Source organism: Caballeronia catudaia (assembly GCF_001544755.2).
Taxonomy (GTDB): Bacteria; Pseudomonadota; Gammaproteobacteria; order Burkholderiales; family Burkholderiaceae; genus Caballeronia; species Caballeronia catudaia.
The window spans coordinates 150,333-166,688 of the sequence record NZ_FCOF02000015.1; the positions used below are offsets into that span (position 1 = coordinate 150,333).

At 62.5% G+C, this 16,356-nt stretch carries 18 protein-coding genes; 4 read left to right on the forward strand and 14 right to left on the reverse strand.

What is annotated here, in order from left to right; all coding sequences use genetic code 11:
* Window positions 1-19: 19 nt before the first annotated feature.
* The 8 genes from hscB to AWB75_RS18240 all read right to left on the reverse strand — a co-directional run bounded on the left by hscB (window position 20) and on the right by AWB75_RS18240 (window position 6,084).
* On the reverse strand, window positions 20-550 hold the full coding sequence (hscB, locus tag AWB75_RS18205) for a Fe-S protein assembly co-chaperone HscB (protein ID WP_061125474.1): 531 nt from the start codon (window positions 548-550) through the stop codon (window positions 20-22).
* A gap of 83 nt (window positions 551-633) precedes the next feature.
* Window positions 634-957 (reverse strand): iron-sulfur cluster assembly protein IscA, encoded by a 324-nt coding sequence (gene iscA, locus AWB75_RS18210; RefSeq protein WP_061125475.1) that lies wholly within the window; start codon window positions 955-957, stop codon window positions 634-636.
* Between the two features lie 63 nt (window positions 958-1,020).
* On the reverse strand, window positions 1,021-1,449 hold the full coding sequence (gene iscU / locus AWB75_RS18215) for a Fe-S cluster assembly scaffold IscU (RefSeq protein ID WP_061125476.1): 429 nt from the start codon (window positions 1,447-1,449) through the stop codon (window positions 1,021-1,023).
* A gap of 59 nt (window positions 1,450-1,508) precedes the next feature.
* Window positions 1,509-2,732 carry an IscS subfamily cysteine desulfurase gene (locus tag AWB75_RS18220; protein ID WP_061125501.1) on the reverse strand — a complete coding sequence of 408 codons (1,224 nt, stop codon included), beginning with the start codon at window positions 2,730-2,732 and terminating at the stop codon, window positions 1,509-1,511.
* Window positions 2,733-2,818: 86 nt separating this feature from the next.
* Window positions 2,819-3,346, reverse strand: a complete 528-nt coding sequence (gene iscR / locus AWB75_RS18225; RefSeq protein ID WP_061125477.1) for a Fe-S cluster assembly transcriptional regulator IscR — start codon at window positions 3,344-3,346, stop codon at window positions 2,819-2,821.
* A 149-nt stretch (window positions 3,347-3,495) separates the two neighbouring features.
* Entirely contained in the window at window positions 3,496-3,978 is a 483-nt protein-coding gene (locus tag AWB75_RS18230; RefSeq protein WP_061125478.1) for a low molecular weight protein-tyrosine-phosphatase, read from the reverse strand.
* A gap of 103 nt (window positions 3,979-4,081) precedes the next feature.
* Entirely contained in the window at window positions 4,082-5,275 is a 1,194-nt protein-coding gene (locus tag AWB75_RS18235) for a DUF3734 domain-containing protein (RefSeq protein ID WP_061125479.1), read from the reverse strand.
* A gap of 14 nt (window positions 5,276-5,289) precedes the next feature.
* Window positions 5,290-6,084, reverse strand: a complete 795-nt coding sequence (locus AWB75_RS18240) for a 3-hydroxybutyrate dehydrogenase (protein WP_061125480.1) — start codon at window positions 6,082-6,084, stop codon at window positions 5,290-5,292.
* Window positions 6,085-6,371: 287 nt separating this feature from the next.
* On the opposite strand from AWB75_RS18240, the gene AWB75_RS18245 reads away from it, so the two are divergent.
* Window positions 6,372-7,214: a 23S rRNA (adenine(2030)-N(6))-methyltransferase RlmJ gene (locus tag AWB75_RS18245; RefSeq protein ID WP_061125481.1), complete on the forward strand. Its 843-nt coding sequence runs from the start codon at window positions 6,372-6,374 to the stop codon at window positions 7,212-7,214.
* Here AWB75_RS18245 and AWB75_RS18250 read toward each other — a convergent pair.
* A complete protein-coding gene (locus AWB75_RS18250; RefSeq protein WP_061125482.1) occupies window positions 7,205-7,576 on the reverse strand; it encodes a hypothetical protein in 372 nt (123 codons plus the stop codon). The two genes, AWB75_RS18245 and AWB75_RS18250, sit on opposite strands and share 10 nt — an antisense overlap.
* Before the next feature lie 113 nt (window positions 7,577-7,689).
* Here AWB75_RS18250 and copM point away from each other — a divergent pair, with 113 nt between their 5' ends.
* Complete coding sequence (gene copM / locus AWB75_RS18255) at window positions 7,690-8,088, forward strand: CopM family metallochaperone (RefSeq protein WP_061125483.1); 399 nt, start codon at window positions 7,690-7,692, stop codon at window positions 8,086-8,088.
* Between the two features lie 108 nt (window positions 8,089-8,196).
* Here the strand turns inward: copM and AWB75_RS18260 are convergent, their stop codons facing one another.
* Together AWB75_RS18260 and cueR are read right to left on the reverse strand one after the other, a co-directional pair.
* Window positions 8,197-8,343: a DUF3563 family protein gene (locus tag AWB75_RS18260; protein ID WP_087039318.1), complete on the reverse strand. Its 147-nt coding sequence runs from the start codon at window positions 8,341-8,343 to the stop codon at window positions 8,197-8,199.
* 232 nt (window positions 8,344-8,575) lie between these two features.
* Window positions 8,576-8,962: a Cu(I)-responsive transcriptional regulator gene (cueR, locus tag AWB75_RS18265; protein ID WP_061125502.1), complete on the reverse strand. Its 387-nt coding sequence runs from the start codon at window positions 8,960-8,962 to the stop codon at window positions 8,576-8,578.
* Window positions 8,963-9,056: 94 nt separating this feature from the next.
* Between cueR and AWB75_RS18270 the strand changes: the two genes are divergently transcribed.
* Window positions 9,057-9,263: a heavy-metal-associated domain-containing protein gene (locus AWB75_RS18270; RefSeq protein ID WP_061125484.1), complete on the forward strand. Its 207-nt coding sequence runs from the start codon at window positions 9,057-9,059 to the stop codon at window positions 9,261-9,263.
* The gene (locus AWB75_RS18275) at window positions 9,260-10,198 is read left to right on the forward strand and encodes a dTDP-4-dehydrorhamnose reductase family protein (RefSeq protein ID WP_061125485.1); all 939 of its coding nucleotides are present in this window, start codon (window positions 9,260-9,262) and stop codon (window positions 10,196-10,198) included. Before AWB75_RS18270 ends, AWB75_RS18275 begins: the two co-directional genes overlap by 4 nt.
* Here the strand turns inward: AWB75_RS18275 and AWB75_RS18280 are convergent.
* Genes AWB75_RS18280 through imuA form a run of 3 tightly spaced genes read right to left on the reverse strand, consistent with a single transcriptional unit; the run spans window position 10,192 to window position 16,036 of the window.
* The gene (locus AWB75_RS18280) at window positions 10,192-13,644 is read right to left on the reverse strand and encodes an error-prone DNA polymerase (protein WP_407642150.1); all 3,453 of its coding nucleotides are present in this window, start codon (window positions 13,642-13,644) and stop codon (window positions 10,192-10,194) included. The two genes, AWB75_RS18275 and AWB75_RS18280, sit on opposite strands and share 7 nt — an antisense overlap.
* Window positions 13,645-13,650: 6 nt before the next feature.
* The gene (locus tag AWB75_RS18285; protein ID WP_061125486.1) at window positions 13,651-15,228 is read right to left on the reverse strand and encodes a Y-family DNA polymerase; all 1,578 of its coding nucleotides are present in this window, start codon (window positions 15,226-15,228) and stop codon (window positions 13,651-13,653) included.
* A complete protein-coding gene (gene imuA / locus AWB75_RS18290) occupies window positions 15,173-16,036 on the reverse strand; it encodes a translesion DNA synthesis-associated protein ImuA (RefSeq protein ID WP_061125487.1) in 864 nt (287 codons plus the stop codon). The genes AWB75_RS18285 and imuA overlap by 56 nt, the downstream gene beginning before the upstream one ends.
* Between the last annotated feature and the right edge of the window lie 320 nt (window positions 16,037-16,356).

Sequence of the window (16,356 nt, forward strand, 5' to 3'; positions counted from 1 at the left end):
GGGTGCGGCCGACGCGTCTTTAAGCGTGTTCGAGCCGCTCGATCTGCGCGCCGATCTCCGTCGCCACGCGTTCGATGAACATCAACTGACGCACTGCCTCGCTCGCAGCCTGATCCGACTTGCTGTCGATGAGCGCCTCGAGCTTCGTGAAGCGCACGCGCTCTTCGTCACGCAGTTCGTCGAGCAATGCCTCGAGCGCGCCGATGTTCTTCGCGCCCGCCGCATCTTCGATATTTTCGCGCCATTCCATTTGCTGCATGAGAAAGGCCGGCTCCATCGCGGTGTTGTTCTCCGCGTCGACATCGACGCCGCGCTGCTTCAGCATGTAGCGCGCGCGCTTGAGCGGATCGCGCAGCGTCTGATACGCCTCGTTTGCATGCGTCGCCCATTGCATCGCGAGACGCTTCTGGGCGTCACCGGCCGCGGCGAAGCGGTCCGGATGCACTTGCCCCTGCACCGTGCGATAGGCGTCGTCGAGTTTCTGCTGATCGACGGCGAAGGTCAGCGGCAGATGGAAGAGATCGAAGTGACTTTCGGTGAGCGAGGCCATGCTGTGTCTATGGTTTCAGTTTGCGCGAATGAAAAAGGCGGCACGCGCCGCCTCTTTTGCCGATACCGCCGGCGCTTTCCACGTCATACGCGGAACGATTCGCCGCAGCCGCACTCGTCCTTCGCGTTCGGATTGTTGAACTTGAAGCCCTCGTTCAGGCCTTCGCGGGCGAAGTCCAGCTCGGTGCCGTCGAGATACGGAAGACTCTTCGGATCGATGATGATCTTCACGCCCGCAGTCTCGAACACGGTGTCTTCAGGCGCGAGCTCGTCGACATATTCGAGCTTGTAGGCCAGACCCGAACAGCCCGTCGTGCGCACGCCCAGCCGCAGGCCGACGCCCTTGCCGCGCCGCGTCAGATACTTTTGCACGTGTTGCGCCGCTTTATCCGTCAACGTGATTGCCATAGTCTTCCGCTTCTCTTCGCGCTTCACTTCGTCGGGGCGCCGTGCGCGGCACCCTCGTCCACATTACGCTGCAGCCTGCTTGGCTTCAGCCGCCGACGCTTCCGGCGCGGCCGTGCCATGACGCTGCTTGTAATCGGCCACTGCGGCCTTGATCGCGTCTTCCGCGAGGATCGAGCAGTGGATCTTCACCGGCGGCAGCGCCAACTCCTCGGCGATCTGCGTGTTCTTGATCGTCAGCGCCTGATCCAGCGTCTTGCCCTTCACCCATTCGGTGACGAGCGAGCTCGATGCGATAGCGGAGCCGCAGCCGTAGGTCTTGAACTTCGCGTCTTCGATCACGCCGTCCGCGCCGACGCGGATCTGCAGCTTCATCACGTCGCCGCATGCGGGCGCGCCGACCATGCCGGTGCCGACGGTCTCGTCGTCTTTCGAGAACGAGCCGACGTTACGCGGGTTTTCGTAGTGGTCCAGAACCTTGTCGCTATAAGCCATGATTCAAACTCTCCTTTATTCGGTGTCGCGTGCGCCCTTCGGGTGCGCTCATGTTCCGCTCAGTGCGCGGCCCACTGGATGGTCGAAATGTCGATGCCGTCCTTGTGCATTTCCCAGAGCGGCGACAGATCGCGCAGTTTCGCGATCTTGCTCTTCAGCAGGTTGATCACATAGTCGACGTCCTGCTCGGTGGTGAAGCGGCCGACCGTGAAGCGGATCGAGCTGTGCGCCAGTTCGTCGTTACGGCCAAGCGCGCGCAGCACATACGACGGCTCGAGAGAAGCCGACGTGCACGCCGAACCCGACGACACCGCCACATCCTTCACCGCCATGATCAGCGACTCGCCTTCGACGAAATTGAAGCTGATATTGAGGTTGTGCGGCACACGGCGTTCCATGTCGCCGTTGACGTACACCTCTTCGATGTCCTGCAAGCCCTTCAGCAAGCGATCGCGCAGCATGCGGATGCGCTCGTTTTCGGTGGCCATTTCTTCACGCGCGATGCGGAACGCCTCGCCCATGCCGACGATCTGATGCGTCGCGAGCGTGCCCGAACGCATGCCGCGCTCGTGACCGCCGCCGTGCATCTGCGCTTCGATACGCACGCGCGGCTTGCGGCGCACGTACAGCGCGCCGATGCCCTTCGGGCCATACGTCTTGTGCGCCGAGAACGACATCAGGTCGACCTTCAGCTTTTGCAGATCGATTGTGATCTTGCCGGTGGCCTGCGCCGCATCGACGTGAAAAATGATGCCCTTCTCGCGCGTGATCTCGCCGATCGCCTCGATGTCCTGGATCACGCCGATCTCGTTGTTCACGCTCATCACGGAGACGAGAATCGTGTCCGGGCGGATCGCCGCCTTGAACTTTTCCAGATCGATGAGACCGTCATCCTTCACGTCGAGATACGTGACTTCGTAGCCTTCGCGCTCCAGCTCACGCGTGGTGTCGAGCACGGCCTTGTGCTCGGTCTTCACGGTGATGATGTGCTTGCCCTTGCTCTTGTAGAAGTGCGCCGCGCCCTTGATGGCGAGGTTGTCCGATTCCGTCGCACCCGAGGTCCAGATGATCTCGCGCGGATCGCAGTTGACGAGCGCCGCGACGTTCTCGCGCGCTTCCTCGACCGCACGCTCCGCATCCCAGCCGTACTGGTGGCTGCGCGAGGCCGGATTGCCGAACTGCTCGCGAAGATACGGGATCATCTTGTCCACCACGCGCGGATCGACGGGAGTCGTCGCGCTGTAGTCCATGTAAATGGGCAGGTGGGGAATATCGTTGTTCATCAGTCGCTCCGGGAAATCGGTCAAAGCTCTTTGGCTGGGACGCTTCTTGTTCGCGCGCACGGCTCGTGCCGGCGCGGCGTCGTGTGTCATCCGGCCAGGTTGAAAATGGAATTCGGACCCTTCGGCACGACCCGCGCGGCCTCTACGCCGGCCGAATCAGTGCGCCGGTCGCGCAGCACCGCCGATGAGCCTTCACGTGCGCGCTGCTGATCGACCAGATCCTTCAACGAGACGGAGTCGAGATACTCGACCATCTTCTGGTTGAGCGTCGCCCAGAGCTCGTGCGTCATGCAATGGCCGTCGTGCTGCTTGGTGCCTTCGCACGTGCCCTTGCCGCCGCATTGCGTGGCGTCGATCGGCTCGTCGACCGCGATGATGATGTCGGCCACCGTGACGTTCTCCGCGCGGCGCGCGAGGTTGTAGCCGCCGCCCGGTCCGCGGACCGATTCGACGATCTCATGCCGCCGCAGCTTGCCGAAGAGCTGTTCGAGGTAGGAAAGCGAGATGCGCTGGCGCTGACTGATGCCGGCCAGCGTCACCGGGCCCTGCTCCTGGCGCAACGCCAGGTCGATCATCGCCGTGACGGCGAAACGGCCTTTCGTGGTGAGTCTCATAATTGGGGGCTAACGCTAATACTCGATGATTTTCGTCAAGTATAAATATCCCACAGTTTTAGTCAAGTATCCGCGCCCGATAAGTAGCTTTTTAATTGAGTTTTTTCATGCCCGCAGGGACGGAATGCAGACACGCGATCAGGTGTTGCTCAGGCCGTCAGTTGCGCTCGCAGGGCCTTCAGCAAGCCTTCGCAGGCGTCCTCGCACTGATCGAGCACTTTTTCGAAGCCCTCATCGCCACCGAAATAGGGATCGACGACGACGCGGCCATCGTCGCGCGTGGCGAATTCCATCAGCAGACGAATCTTGTCGCGATGCTCCGGCGGGCAGACCGCCATCAGCGCGGTGGCGTTCGCGTCATCCATTACGATGAACAGATCGAAACGCGCGAAATCGGCGGCGGCGACCTGCCGTCCGCGAAGACTCGACAGATCGTAGCCGCGCTTTTTAGCCGCTTTCTGCGCGCGTTCGTCGGGCGGCTCGCCGATGTGCCAGTCGCCCGTTCCGGCGGAATCGATCAGGATACGATCGGCCAGCTTCGCGCGAGTGACGAGCTCGCGCATCACCGCTTCCGCGCTGGGCGAGCGGCAGATGTTGCCGAGACAAATGAAGCAGACCGCGATCGATTTCATCAGGCAGGAAGTGTCGTTATGCGCGGCGACAGGACGAGCGTCCAAAGCCGCCGCAATGCGTCCGGATTATACAAACTGACACACATTCCCGCCCGAACGCCCTTCACTCGCCGCGGTGAATGTCGTGCGTAACGAAACGCGATTCGCCGTTCGGCATATCGAGCCAGTCTCGATGCGCGAGCGTGCGGCGAATGTCAGTCAGGCCGCTTTCCCAGTGCTCGCGCATCGTCGAGAAGCCGAACTGGTAATCCTTGTAGTGGCCCTCGTATTCCTTGTGGCGATAGATCAGGTGAATGATGTTGTAGCGCTTCGAGCACGCGAGATCCGCCGCGAGCCGGCACCATTCGTCGCTCTTGCGAACGTCTTCGGGAACGAGGTCGAGCACGTGCTGCAAGACGTTCCGGTAGCGTTGCGCGCGCTGCATCTGGTCCGTGACGAGGCGCGTGCGGCTCGAAAACTGGACGTCCTTTATCCGCCCCATCACGTCGACGATGCTGTCAGGCACAGGCCCCCGCGCGCTCCACAGGTCGACCTGGAACGCGAGCGTGTCGCGGCGTGGCGTCGCCTGCGCGACTTCGTAGAGCGGCGTATTCGACATCAGACCGCCGTCCCAATAGAACTGACCGTCGATCTCGACCGCGGCGAAACCCGGCGGCAGCGCGCCCGACGCGATGAAATGCTCGGCGCGCAATTTCATATGCGTGTTGTCGAAATAGGCGAAGTTGCCCGTCGCGACATTCACCGCGCCGACGGACACCCGCGTCTCGCCGGAATTGATGCGATCGAAGTCGCACAAACGCTCGAGCGTCGCCTTGAGCGGCGTCGTATCGTAATAGCTCGCCGTTTGGGGTGAGCTCGACGAAATCGGCGATGGCGGCGGAAAGCGAGGGACGAAAAAGCCCTTCTGCCCTTCGACCAGCGCGCCGACTGCCTGCATCGCGGTGAACGCCTTGCGGATGTCGTCGGCGGAATCGAACAGCGCACGCTCGACGAACGCCGGCAGCGGAAAACCGAACGCGGGCTGGCAGATCGTCTCCCAGAATTCCAGCAGACGCGTCACGCGATGCTCCGGCGCATTACCCGCGATGATCGCCGTGTTGAGTGCGCCGATCGAGATGCCGGCGATCCAGTTCGGATGGATGTCCGCCTCGTGCAGCCCTTGATAGACGCCCGCCTGATAGGCGCCGAGCGCGCCGCCGCCCTGAAGCATCAGCGCGATCGTCTCGTAGGGCGGCACATGGATGCGTCCTTGCGCCCGTTCACTTTGCAGCGCTTCATTGTTGTCGAATTCAGCCATGCGTCCTCGCTTTCTTACTGCATGAACCAGCCGTGACTCACGACGAACGATTGCCCCGTCAGCGCGGCAGTCTCGAACGCGGACAGGAAGAGCACGGTCTGCGCGACATCCTCGACGGTCGTGAACACGCCGTCCACCGTACCGCCCAGCATGACGCGCTTGACGACTTCTTCCTCGCTGATCTTCAGTTCTTTCGCCTGCTCGGGAATCTGCTTGTCGACGAGCGGCGTGCGCACGAATCCCGGGCAGACGACGTGCGAGCGCACGTTGTGTTTCGCGCCTTCTTTCGCGAGCACGCGGGCGAGCCCGAGCAGACCATGCTTCGCGGTCACATAGGCCGATTTGAGCGGCGAGGCCTCGTGCGAATGCACCGAGCCCATGTAGATCACGACGCCGCCGCGATCGTCCTTATACATGTGCTTGAGCGCGGCTTTCGTGGTGAGGAACGCGCCGTCGACATGGATGGCCATCATCTTCTTCCAGTCGGCGTAGGCATAATTTTCGATGGGATTGACGATCTGGATGCCGGCGTTCGACACGAGAATATCCACCGAGCCGAACTCCGCGCCGACGCGATCGATGCCCTGATTCACCGCGTCTTCGTCGGTCACGTCCATCGCGATGCCGATGGCCTTGCCGCCCTTGCCGCGAATTTCCTCGGCAACCGCGTCCGCGCCCGCCTGATTCAGGTCGGCGATGGCGACCGCGGCGCCGGCATCCGCGAGCGTCAACGCGATCGCGCGGCCGATGCCGCTCGCCGCGCCAGTGACGACCGCGGTCTTGCCGTTCAGCTTACCGTTTGATGACATGCGAACCTCCTCTATCTGGTGGGACATCGGGTGAATAACAGCATTCATCGGCACGGCCATCAAGCTGGCCATTCGGCATAGGACACGTCTCGCCGGACATCGGAACGCCTAGGCCATTCGGCCGACTGTTCAAGATTGCCCGGAAGCGGCTATTGTGCATAAAGACACGGTGCGCCGCAGCAAGGGTTTGGCGCCGCGAAATCGCACGAATGGCGTCGGCTAAAATAGACACCCTTTCCTGCACGTTTTCATTCCAGCTTTTCACTGCCCTGCGCGGGCCTCTCCTCATGCTCAGTTATCGTCACGCCTTTCATGCGGGCAATCACGCCGATGTGCTGAAACACGCGATCGTCATTCAGATGCTTCGCCACCTCGGCCTGAAGGACAAATCGTATTGGTACATCGACACGCACGCCGGCGCCGGCGTCTACTCGCTCACGGAAGGTTTCGCGACGAAGAACGCGGAGTTCGAGACGGGCATCGGCAGGCTATGGGAGCGAGACGACCTGCCACCCCTGCTTGCCGACTATGTCGATGAAGTTAAGGCCCTGAACCCCGACGGCGATCTGCGGTTCTATCCCGGCTCACCGTATCTCGCCTGGCGTACGATGCGCGAGCAGGATCGCATGCGCCTTTTTGAACTGCACAGCACGGAAATCGACGTGCTGCGCCACAATTTTCGCGACGCCGGCCGCCGCGCGATGATCTACGACAGCGACGGCTTCGACGGCATCAAGGCGATCCTTCCGCCGCCGCCACGCCGGGCGCTCGTGCTGATCGACCCGTCGTATGAGGACAAGCGTGACTATGCGCGCACGCTCACGTGTGTCGAGGAAAGCCTCAAGCGTTTCGCGACGGGAACCTATGCGGTGTGGTATCCGATCGTCACGCGCATGGAATCGCAGCGCTTCGCGGATCAACTGAAAGCCATCCAGCCGGGCGACTGGCTGCACGCGGCGCTGATCGTGAAGAAACCACCGACGGACGGCTTCGGCCTGTTCGGCAGCGGGATGTTTGTCTTCAATCCGCCGTACACGATGCAGAAGGCGCTGAAGGCATCGCTGCCGTATCTCGTCGATGCGCTCGGCGAAGACGACACGGCGTCATTCAGGCTCGAGCATCAGGGATGAGGCGCGCGCGTACCTCGCGGGCGCCCCGGGGCTCCGGCCTGTGCGGGCACGACGGACTGCCCGCCGGGGTACTCCACATAAGGCGATACCACGATGGGCGGCTCCGCCTGCTGCTGCAGCCCGGGCAGCGTGGCCATCGGCACCATGCCGGGACCGCCGAGCGGTCCGCTCTGAAGAACGGTTCCGCTCACGCCGCTGTGAATGCCAGTTTCCGTATCGAGTACGAGCGGCTCGCCGCCCGGCTTGGCCAGCGCCAGTTGCGAACCGGACAAAGCCAGCGCGAGCGCGATGAAAACGCGCGCCGTTGGTGCAACGGAGTCGCGGCAGCGGGTATTCGTAGCGTCGTTGATGTGGCCTGGCATCTTGCGCTCTTTTATGTAGACGAAACCGCTTTACCTTACCCCGGTGGCAAGCTTTAGGCTAGGCGTTTCGGCTCAGAACGAGCGATGCAATCCGTCCTTTCTCAGGAGATACGATGAAATCAACAAGAATCGTGCTTGCCATCTTCACCGCCCTCTGTTGCGCAAGCGCGATCGCGCAGACCGCCACGCCTGCCAGCGACGCGATGCCCGGCATGAACATGGAACAGCACGCGCCAAAACCGACTGACGTCTCGTCCACCGCAGCATTCCAGGCAGCCGATCAGAAGATGATGTCAGGCATGTCCGGCGTCGAATACACGGGTGACGCCGACCGGGATTTCGTCGCGCACATGATTCCGCATCATCAGGGCGCGGTGGAAATGGCAAAAGTCGAGCTGAAGTACGGCAAGGACGCGAAGCTGCGCAAGTTGGCGAAGGATGTCATCGCCGCGCAGAACAAGGAAATCGCGTTTATGAAGCAATGGTTGGAGCAGCATCCACCCAAGCACTGACATGTGAACTCGCGTTGCACGAGCGTGTGAAACAGAAGAACAAAAGCCCCGCACTGCGGGGCTTTTCAACTTTCACGTCTGGCGCGCTCGGCGCCTGGAACGAACCGCTTACGCGTTATAGCCGTTGGTTTCGAGGGAACGGATGCGCTGTTCGAGCTGGACGATATCCGTCGACTGCGCGAGATACGCTTCGCGACGGCGTTGCTCTGCGACTTCAAACCAGATGCTCAGTTTTTCGATGATGAATGCAAACATGTTGTGCTCCAAGGTCTTCAAAAGATCCCTGGCGCTTCGGGTCAGGGATTACCCGTTAGGGAATACCCGGATTATAGAGGAGAAGATTCGCGATGAGGTAGTGAAATGCCTGAATAGTGTGCATTCGTTTTCGGAATGGTGCAGGCAGATTACTTGCTTTAAGTCGCTGTTTTTTCGGACTATTAGCCGCTTTTTGTGCTGGTGGCGTCTTCGCATGCACCAATTTCGGGCATCACTGCGCAAGCTTATCCAAGATTGGGCAATCCGGCCGAGCATCGCCGTGACAGTGCTTCGCCAGATGCGACAGCGTGTCGCGCATTTCCGTCAACTCGGCAATGCGCCGGTCCAGTTCCGCGACATGCTCCAGCGCGATCGACTTGACCTCGGCGCTCGCCCTCGACCGATCCTGCCAAAGCGCCAGCAACTTGCGGATATCCTCGACGAGAAAGCCGAGCCGGCGCGCCTGCCGCACGAAGCGCAGCGCGTGCACTTCCTGATCGCCATAAACGCGATATCCCGACGACGTCCGGCCGACCGGATTGAGCAATCCAACGCTCTCGTAGTAGCGGATCATCTTCGCCGTGACGCCCGAGGCGCGAGCCGCTTCACCGATGTTCATATCCTGCTCCAAAAAATGTCAGATCGACTCTACACCTTCCCATGATGGCAAGGTATACGATGTCGTTGATCGAAGTCTTCAAGAGGAAATTCCAATGACCGAATTCGAGGTTCAGGGCATGAGTTGCCAGCACTGCGTCGCGGCCGTGACGCGCGCGATCCAGGAAATCGATACGCAGGCGCAGGTTCGCGTCGATCTGGAGCGAGGCAGGGTCGCCGTCGAATCGGCGCAATCGAACGATGCGCTGAAGGAAGCCATCGACGAGGCCGGTTATACGGTGGTCGGCGTCGCGTCGGCATGAAATCAAGCGAGCGTTTTACCGTTGCGCTCATCGGTGCGTCGGGACTTCTGGGGCGCGCCATCGCCGGCGAACTGGCGAGCGCGCGCAACGCGAAGGACTGGCGCATCGTGCACACGGCGCGCAGCCGGGTCGACAACCGGAGCGTCAAGCTCGATCTGCTGGACTACGACGCGGTGCGCGCCTTTCTTCGCGACTTCGCACCCGATGCGATCGTCGTCACGGCGGCGGAGCGGCGTCCGGATATCTGCGAGAAGGATCCGGCGCGCGCGCGCGCGTTGAACGTCGATGCATTGCGCGTGATCGCGGCCGAAGCGCGTTCGCTCGGCGCGTGGGTGCTGTCGATCTCGACCGACTACGTGTTCGATGGCGCCGCCCCGCCCTATTTCCCCGACGCCACGCCCGCGCCGCTCAACGCGTACGGCCGAAGCAAGCTGGACGGCGAGCGCGCCCTGCTCGCGAGCGACCCCGCATCCTGCGTGTTGCGCCTGCCGTTGCTTTACGGGCCGTTCACCGACTGGAGCGAATCGGCGGTGACGAGTCTCACGCCCGCGATCGTCGAGTCCGCCAACCCGGCGAACCCGCCCGCTTCGATGGACGCCTGGGCGACGCGCTATCCGACTTTCACGCCCGATGTCGCCGTGGTGGTCCGCGGCATGCTCGAACAACATGCCAAAGGCGCGACGATTTCGGGCATCACGCAATGGTCCGGCGACGAACCGATGACGAAATTCGATATCGCCGAACGGATCGCGCGCGTGCTGAAAGTGGACGCGAAGCTCGTTGCGCAGCACACGCCGACAGACGCCACGCCGCGCCCGCGCGACTGTCATCTCGATTCCGGGCGGCTGGAAGCGCTTGGCATCGGCCGGCGCACGCCGTTCGACATCGCGATCACCGGGCTGCTCGCGAACTATCCGAACGTGCCGGATCAGTGAAAATCGCGGCTCGGCGCGGCGAGTCGGCCGAGCAGCGCGCTATGGTCTTCGAGCCGCTGCGCCACCAGATGGCGCACTTCGCCTTCCATTTGCCAGACGCCATGCACGCCGAGCAGCGACGCCCCTAGCAGCACCTTGCGCTGTTTCTCGACGAGTCCGGGCCAGACGATCACATTGATCGCGCCGGTTTCGTCTTCGATCGAGACGAAGATCGTGCCGTTCGCCGTGCCTGGCCGTTGCCGCACCGTCACGATGCCGCATGCCCGCACGAAGCGTCCGTTTTTGTGGTGAGCGAGTTCCTCGGCGGTCTTGAAGCGCATGCGCGCAAGTTTTGAGCGCAACAGCGCGAGCGGATGACGATTGAGCGTGAGCCCGAGACTCGCGTAGTCATCGACGATTTCGCGGCCTTCCGATGCTTCCGGCAGCAGGAGCGGCGCTTCGCTCGTCGGCGCATCGCGCAGCAATTCCGGCGCGCGCTGCTGTGCCGTGACCGCCCACCATGCCTGACGCCGATGCCCCGCAATGCTCGCGAGCGCATTGCCCGCCGCAAGCGCTTCGAGATCGCGGCGCGACAAGGCGGCGCGTCGCGTGAGATCGTCGACATCGGTGAATGGCGCTTGCGCGCGCGCGGTCATGATCCGCTCGGCGGCGGCTTGCTGCAGACCCTTGATGAGACTCATGCCGATGCGCACGCCCGGCCCGCTCGCGCCGTATCGACGTCCGTCCAGCACGATGCGCTTTTTGAGTCTGCGGGCCGCGCGCCGCACGGTCTTCCGAAACACGTGATCCGGCAGCGGCACACCATAGAACTGTTGACGCCGCCGCTCCTTGCCGTCATCGAACGCGATGCGCTCGCCGTTGCCCGCGCGCGCTTCCAGCACCGATTCCCAGTCGCTCAGGGAAACATCGGGCGCGAACACCGCCACACCGTGACGCCGCGCGTCCTGCACGAGTTGCGACGGCGAATAGAAACCGAGGGGCTGGCTGTTCAGGAGGCCAGCCAGAAACGCCGCGGGTTCGTAACGCTTGATCCATGCGCTGAAATAGACGAGCAGCGCGAAGCTCGCCGAATGACTCTCCGGAAAGCCGTATTCGCCGAATCCCTCGATCTGCTTGCACACGCGCGCGGCGAAATCGTGCTCATAACCGCGCGCGAGCATCTTCTTCATGAGATCGGCCTGATAAGCCTCCAGATAGCTGCCGCGACGCCAGGCGGCCATCGCGCGGCGCAACTGATCGGCCTGCTCCGCCGTGTAGCCCGCCGCGACCATCGCGAGCTTCATCACCTGCTCCTGAAAGATCGGCACGCCGAGCGTGCGGCCGAGCACCGGCCGCAACTCCTCTTTCGGATATTCCTCGTCTTCCAGACCCTGCTTGCGACGCAGATACGGATGCACCATGCCGCCCTGAATGGGGCCGGGCCGCACGATCGCCACTTCGATCACGAGGTCGTAATACTTTTTCGGCCGCAAGCGCGGCAGCATGCTCTGCTGCGCACGCGATTCGATCTGAAACACGCCAATGGTGTCCGCGCGGCAGCACATCTCATAGACCGCTGCATCCTCGCGGCGAATGTGCTGGATGCTGAAGCCCGGCACGCCGCGCCGCAGCGCGACGAATTCGAGCGCGCGCCGGATCGCCGAGAGCATGCCGAGCGCGAGTACATCCACCTTCAGAAGCTTCAGCTGATCGATGTCGTCCTTGTCCCACTGGATCACGCAGCGGTCTTTCATCGCGGCGTTTTCGATCGGCACGAGCCTGGATAAGCGCTCCCGCGCAATGACGAAACCGCCGACGTGCTGCGACAGATGCCGCGGAAAGCCGCGCAACTCGCGCGTCAGGCGAATGAGATGCTTCGTGACGTGCGAATCGTCGCTGAAGCCCGCTTCCCTGAGATAGCCCGCCACCGCCGACGGCCCGTCCCACCACTGCTGCGACTTGCCGATACGCTCGATCAGCGACGCATCCAGCCCGAGCGCACGGCCGACATCCTTCAGCGGGCTGCGCGTGTGATACGTGATGACCGAGGCCGCCAGCGACGCGCGATGCCGCCCGTACTTCCGATAGATGTACTGGATGACCTCTTCGCGCCGCTGATGTTCGAAATCGACGTCGATATCGGGCGGTTCGTTGCGCGCCTGCGAAATGAAGCGCTCGATCAGCAAGTCCATTCGAACCGGATCGAGCTCGGTGATGAAAAGGCAATAGCAGATGATCGAATTCGCCGCCGAGCCGCGGCCCTGACACAAAATCCCTTGACTGCGCGCAAACGCGACAATGTCGTAGACCGTCAGAAAGTACTTCTCGTATTCCAGATTTGCGACGAGCGCCAGCTCCTTTTCGATGAGACCAATGGTCTCGGCATCCATGCCGTTCGGCCAGCGCTTGAGCGCGCCCGCGATCACCTGTTTGCGCAAGTAGCTCGCGGGCGTTTCGCCGGGCGGCACCAGTTCCTCGGGATATTCGTACTTGAGCTCGTCGAGTTTGAAGGTGCAACGAGCGGCCACCTTCAGCGTTTCCCTGATCGCCTCTTTCGGATACAGCGCGCCGATACGCAGCCGCGTGCGCAGATGCCGTTCCGCGTTCGCTTCGAGCGCATAGCCGCATTCGGCGAGCGGCCGGTTCAGGCGAATCGCGGTCAGCGTGTCCTGCAAAGGCTTGCGCGAACGCGCGTGCATCAGCGCGCCGCTTGCCGCGACGAGCGGCAATCCGCTCGCTTCGGCGATCACGCGCGATGAAGCGAGACGTTCGTCGTCGCTGCCGTCCTGCCATAGCTCCAACGCAAGCCACGCGCGGCCCGCGGCGAAACCGGCCAGCCAGTGCGCGCGATCGAGCGTGTCGGCGAGCGTTGCGGAGCGCTGCGGCACGAGGATCAGCAGGCAATCGGGCAAGTGCTTCAGATGCGCGATATCGCCGCGCAGGTCTGCGGTATCCGATGAAGCGGCGGGATCGGTGAAATCTTCCGGACCGATCTTGTACGTGCCCTTGGGCGAACGCGAGCGCGCAAGCGAAATCAGCTCCGACAAATTGCCGTAGCCCGCGCGATTCATCGCTAGCGCGACGAGCGTGCAGAACGGCTCGCCGTTAGCATCGGTGAGATGCAATTCGCTGCCGACGATCAGCTTCAGATTCTGCTTCTTCGGCGGCGGCTCGCCGGCCTCCCGCGCCGCTTCGGCTGCGGCTTGCGCCTTCGCTTCGATGTCCTTGATCGCGGCATGCGCGCGCACGACACCCGCGAGCGAGCATTCGTCCGTGATCGCGAGCGCGGTATAGCCATGCTCTAGCGCGGCCGCAGCCAGTTCCTGCGCATGCGACGCGCCGCGCAGAAACGAGAAGTTGCTCAGGCAATGCAGCTCGGCATAGCCGGGCAACAGCGCCGACGCCGACATCGAGCCGGGAAAGGCATTGTCTTCATCCAGTCCGATCATGTCGCTCAAATCATCCATCGCGCATCACCCGAAAAAACCGTGGAGGAACCAGTAACCGCTGAGACGTTCGCGATAGAGCCAGAACATGCGGCCGCGATCGTCGGCTGCGACGTAGTAATCGCGCTGGACACCGTTGCCGTCCCACCATCCCGCCTCGATGCGCTCGGTGCGGCTGATCAGCTTCAACGGACGACGATAGAACGGCCGCTCGTTGCGCAGCATGAGCTTTTGCGGTGTTTCGAGGATCCAGGCCGGACGCGGTTGCTGAGGCACCGCGAGATCGGGAAGCTCGAGTCGTTCGCCGGGTTCGGCTTGCGCTTCCTGTTCTTGTTCCGGCTCTTGTTCGCGCTCAGGCTGTGCTTCGACGGTTTTCGGCGTCTTTTTGCCGCGTTTGGGCTTCGTTTCACGCGCAGGCTTGCAGGCTTCGACCGTCATCGCTGCTTCGGGCCTGTGATCGTCCCGCGCGACCAGTTGCACGACATTCTCCGCGCCGAGCCGCGCGCTCAGACGTTCGAGCAGTTGCGCCATCGAGTCGCTGTCGGCACCGGGCATCGGAAACAGGGTGTCGGGCGGCGGCGCATGCTCGCTGATCTTGTCGGCGAGAAGCTTCATTTCGATCACGGGAGCGACGAGCGTCGTCTGATTCAGCTTCTCGCGCAGCAGCCAGAGAATGTGCTCGGCTTCGCGCGTCGGCACGGCCCACGCGACTTTGAATGTCGACGTTTTCGGCGCGTGGCGGGCAGCCAGTTCGTGCTCGAGCAGCAGCGAAAATTCACTGACCGCCGCATGATGCGCGGCGAGCCAGCCGGCGAGTTGCAGCACGAGCCGACGAGCGGCGAACAGCAGCGCGTCGGCGCTTTCCACGCGCGCCTGCAATTCGAGCCGCGCTTCGAACGACGCCGGCGCGCAGAACGCCTCGCGCGGATCGGGTGCCTGCCCGTACGCTTGCGCGAGCCATTGCAGGACGCCTTGCCCGAACCGTCGCGCAACGCCCTTGCGCGGCAAACGGCGCAAATCGGCGAGCGTCGCGCAACCGATCTGCTCAAACACGTTGCCGTGCGAATGCGCCGACGGGACGAGCGATACGGGCAGCGCATCGAGCGTGTGTACGAGAGTCGTCTCTTTCACGATACGCACGCGACGCGCAACACGGCGCGTACGTGCGTGCGCCAGCAGCCACGCACCCCACGCCGTCGGCGCGCAACCCATGCGCGATGTGAAACCACATCCTTTCACCGTCGATGTCACCTTGGACAGCAACGCGCGCAGTCCCCCGAAGAGCCGCATGCTCGCGCCGACTTCGAGCAGCACGGTATTTGCATGAGCGAGCACGACCTTGGGTGTGAACGCGAGCAGCGCCAGCGCAACGGCTTCGAGTGCGTTTTGCTCTTCGCGAATGTCGACGGCGAGCAGCGTCAACTGCGGCGCCAGCGCGAACGCATGCGCGCGCGTGCTGCCAGGCCGCACGCCAAGCCGAAACGCGACGAGATCGGGCATCAGGATGCGAGCGTGATCGGCGAGCGCGAAGCATGGCTGATCAATGTCGTCATTCGCCGTCGAGTTCGCTCCAGGCGATGTCGGGTTCGCCGGCGCTGAGGGCATCGAAGGCGGCCTGACGGCTTCGAGCGATAAAAGCGGCAATGTCACCGCTATCCACAACATGTTTGACCTCTCGTGCTTTCCTGCCGACGTGCGCGCGGCGAATGTGTTCGGGCAGCGCGGGCAACTGCAGCGGCAAGTTCAACCGCAGCGGCTTTTCCAATAAAGGACCACGCCGCTTGATGATGTCGATTTCGAGCATGACGGCCTGCATCCATTCGCGGCGATTCATTGTCTGCGCGTTAGTGGGAAGTATTGGCTTGCAGACCATGCGCAATGGCGCGGCGGATGATTGCTTCGCCGCCTTGAGCGGGCGAAAGAGAAACGCCAGCGACTGCGCTTCCTGAGCCGCTACTTGCAGCCTTCGCACGGATTCGGGACGCGCTTGCGGCAGCCAGATCAACACGGCGCCGATCCCGTCCTGCTTCAATGATTGCTCCGCAGCCCAGAGCACCTGATCCTCGGGCGCCTTGACCCAGACCAGTTTTTCCACTGCGATGTTCATTGCCCGAAACGCAGCCAGATTGGGCTTCCACGGCGGTGCGATGAAGATGACCGAGCGGCCTTTGCTTGCCGTCAGTGTCCGAAGCATGCGAGCGAGTAGCCTGATTTCGCCTACGCCGCTCTCCTCGATCAGCAGTTCGGTAACTGAGCCGGGCATCCAGCCTGCGCCGGGCAAGGCGAGATCGAGCATCCGATAGCCGCTCGAGATGATGTTCGAGTCAGGATCATTGATCGGACTGCCCTGCCAAACCTGACGTTGCAGATGCGATGTCAGCCCGATATCGAGCAGTGAAAGTGCAGCACCCATGAGTTTTCCCCGTCCAGCGCAAATGCAAGGGCCTGCTCAGGGCTTGAGCATCCAACGGCCTATGGTTTTTTTACTGTATATTTATACAGTGTTTTGGCGCAACAGGGTAAACAGGCGGGCCAAGATATGTTGGCCGAAGACGCGCGGGGAGAGCTGAAAAATGGATGATGAAGGAGCGCGCTGGGCGTTTGTGCAAACCGCGCGCCCCAACGCAAAAACCCCACCTTTGCGGGGTGGGGTTTAGGCGTTAGGGCATGAGGAGCCTGACGATTACCTACTTTCACACGGGTATCCGCACTATCATCGGCGTGGAGTCGTTT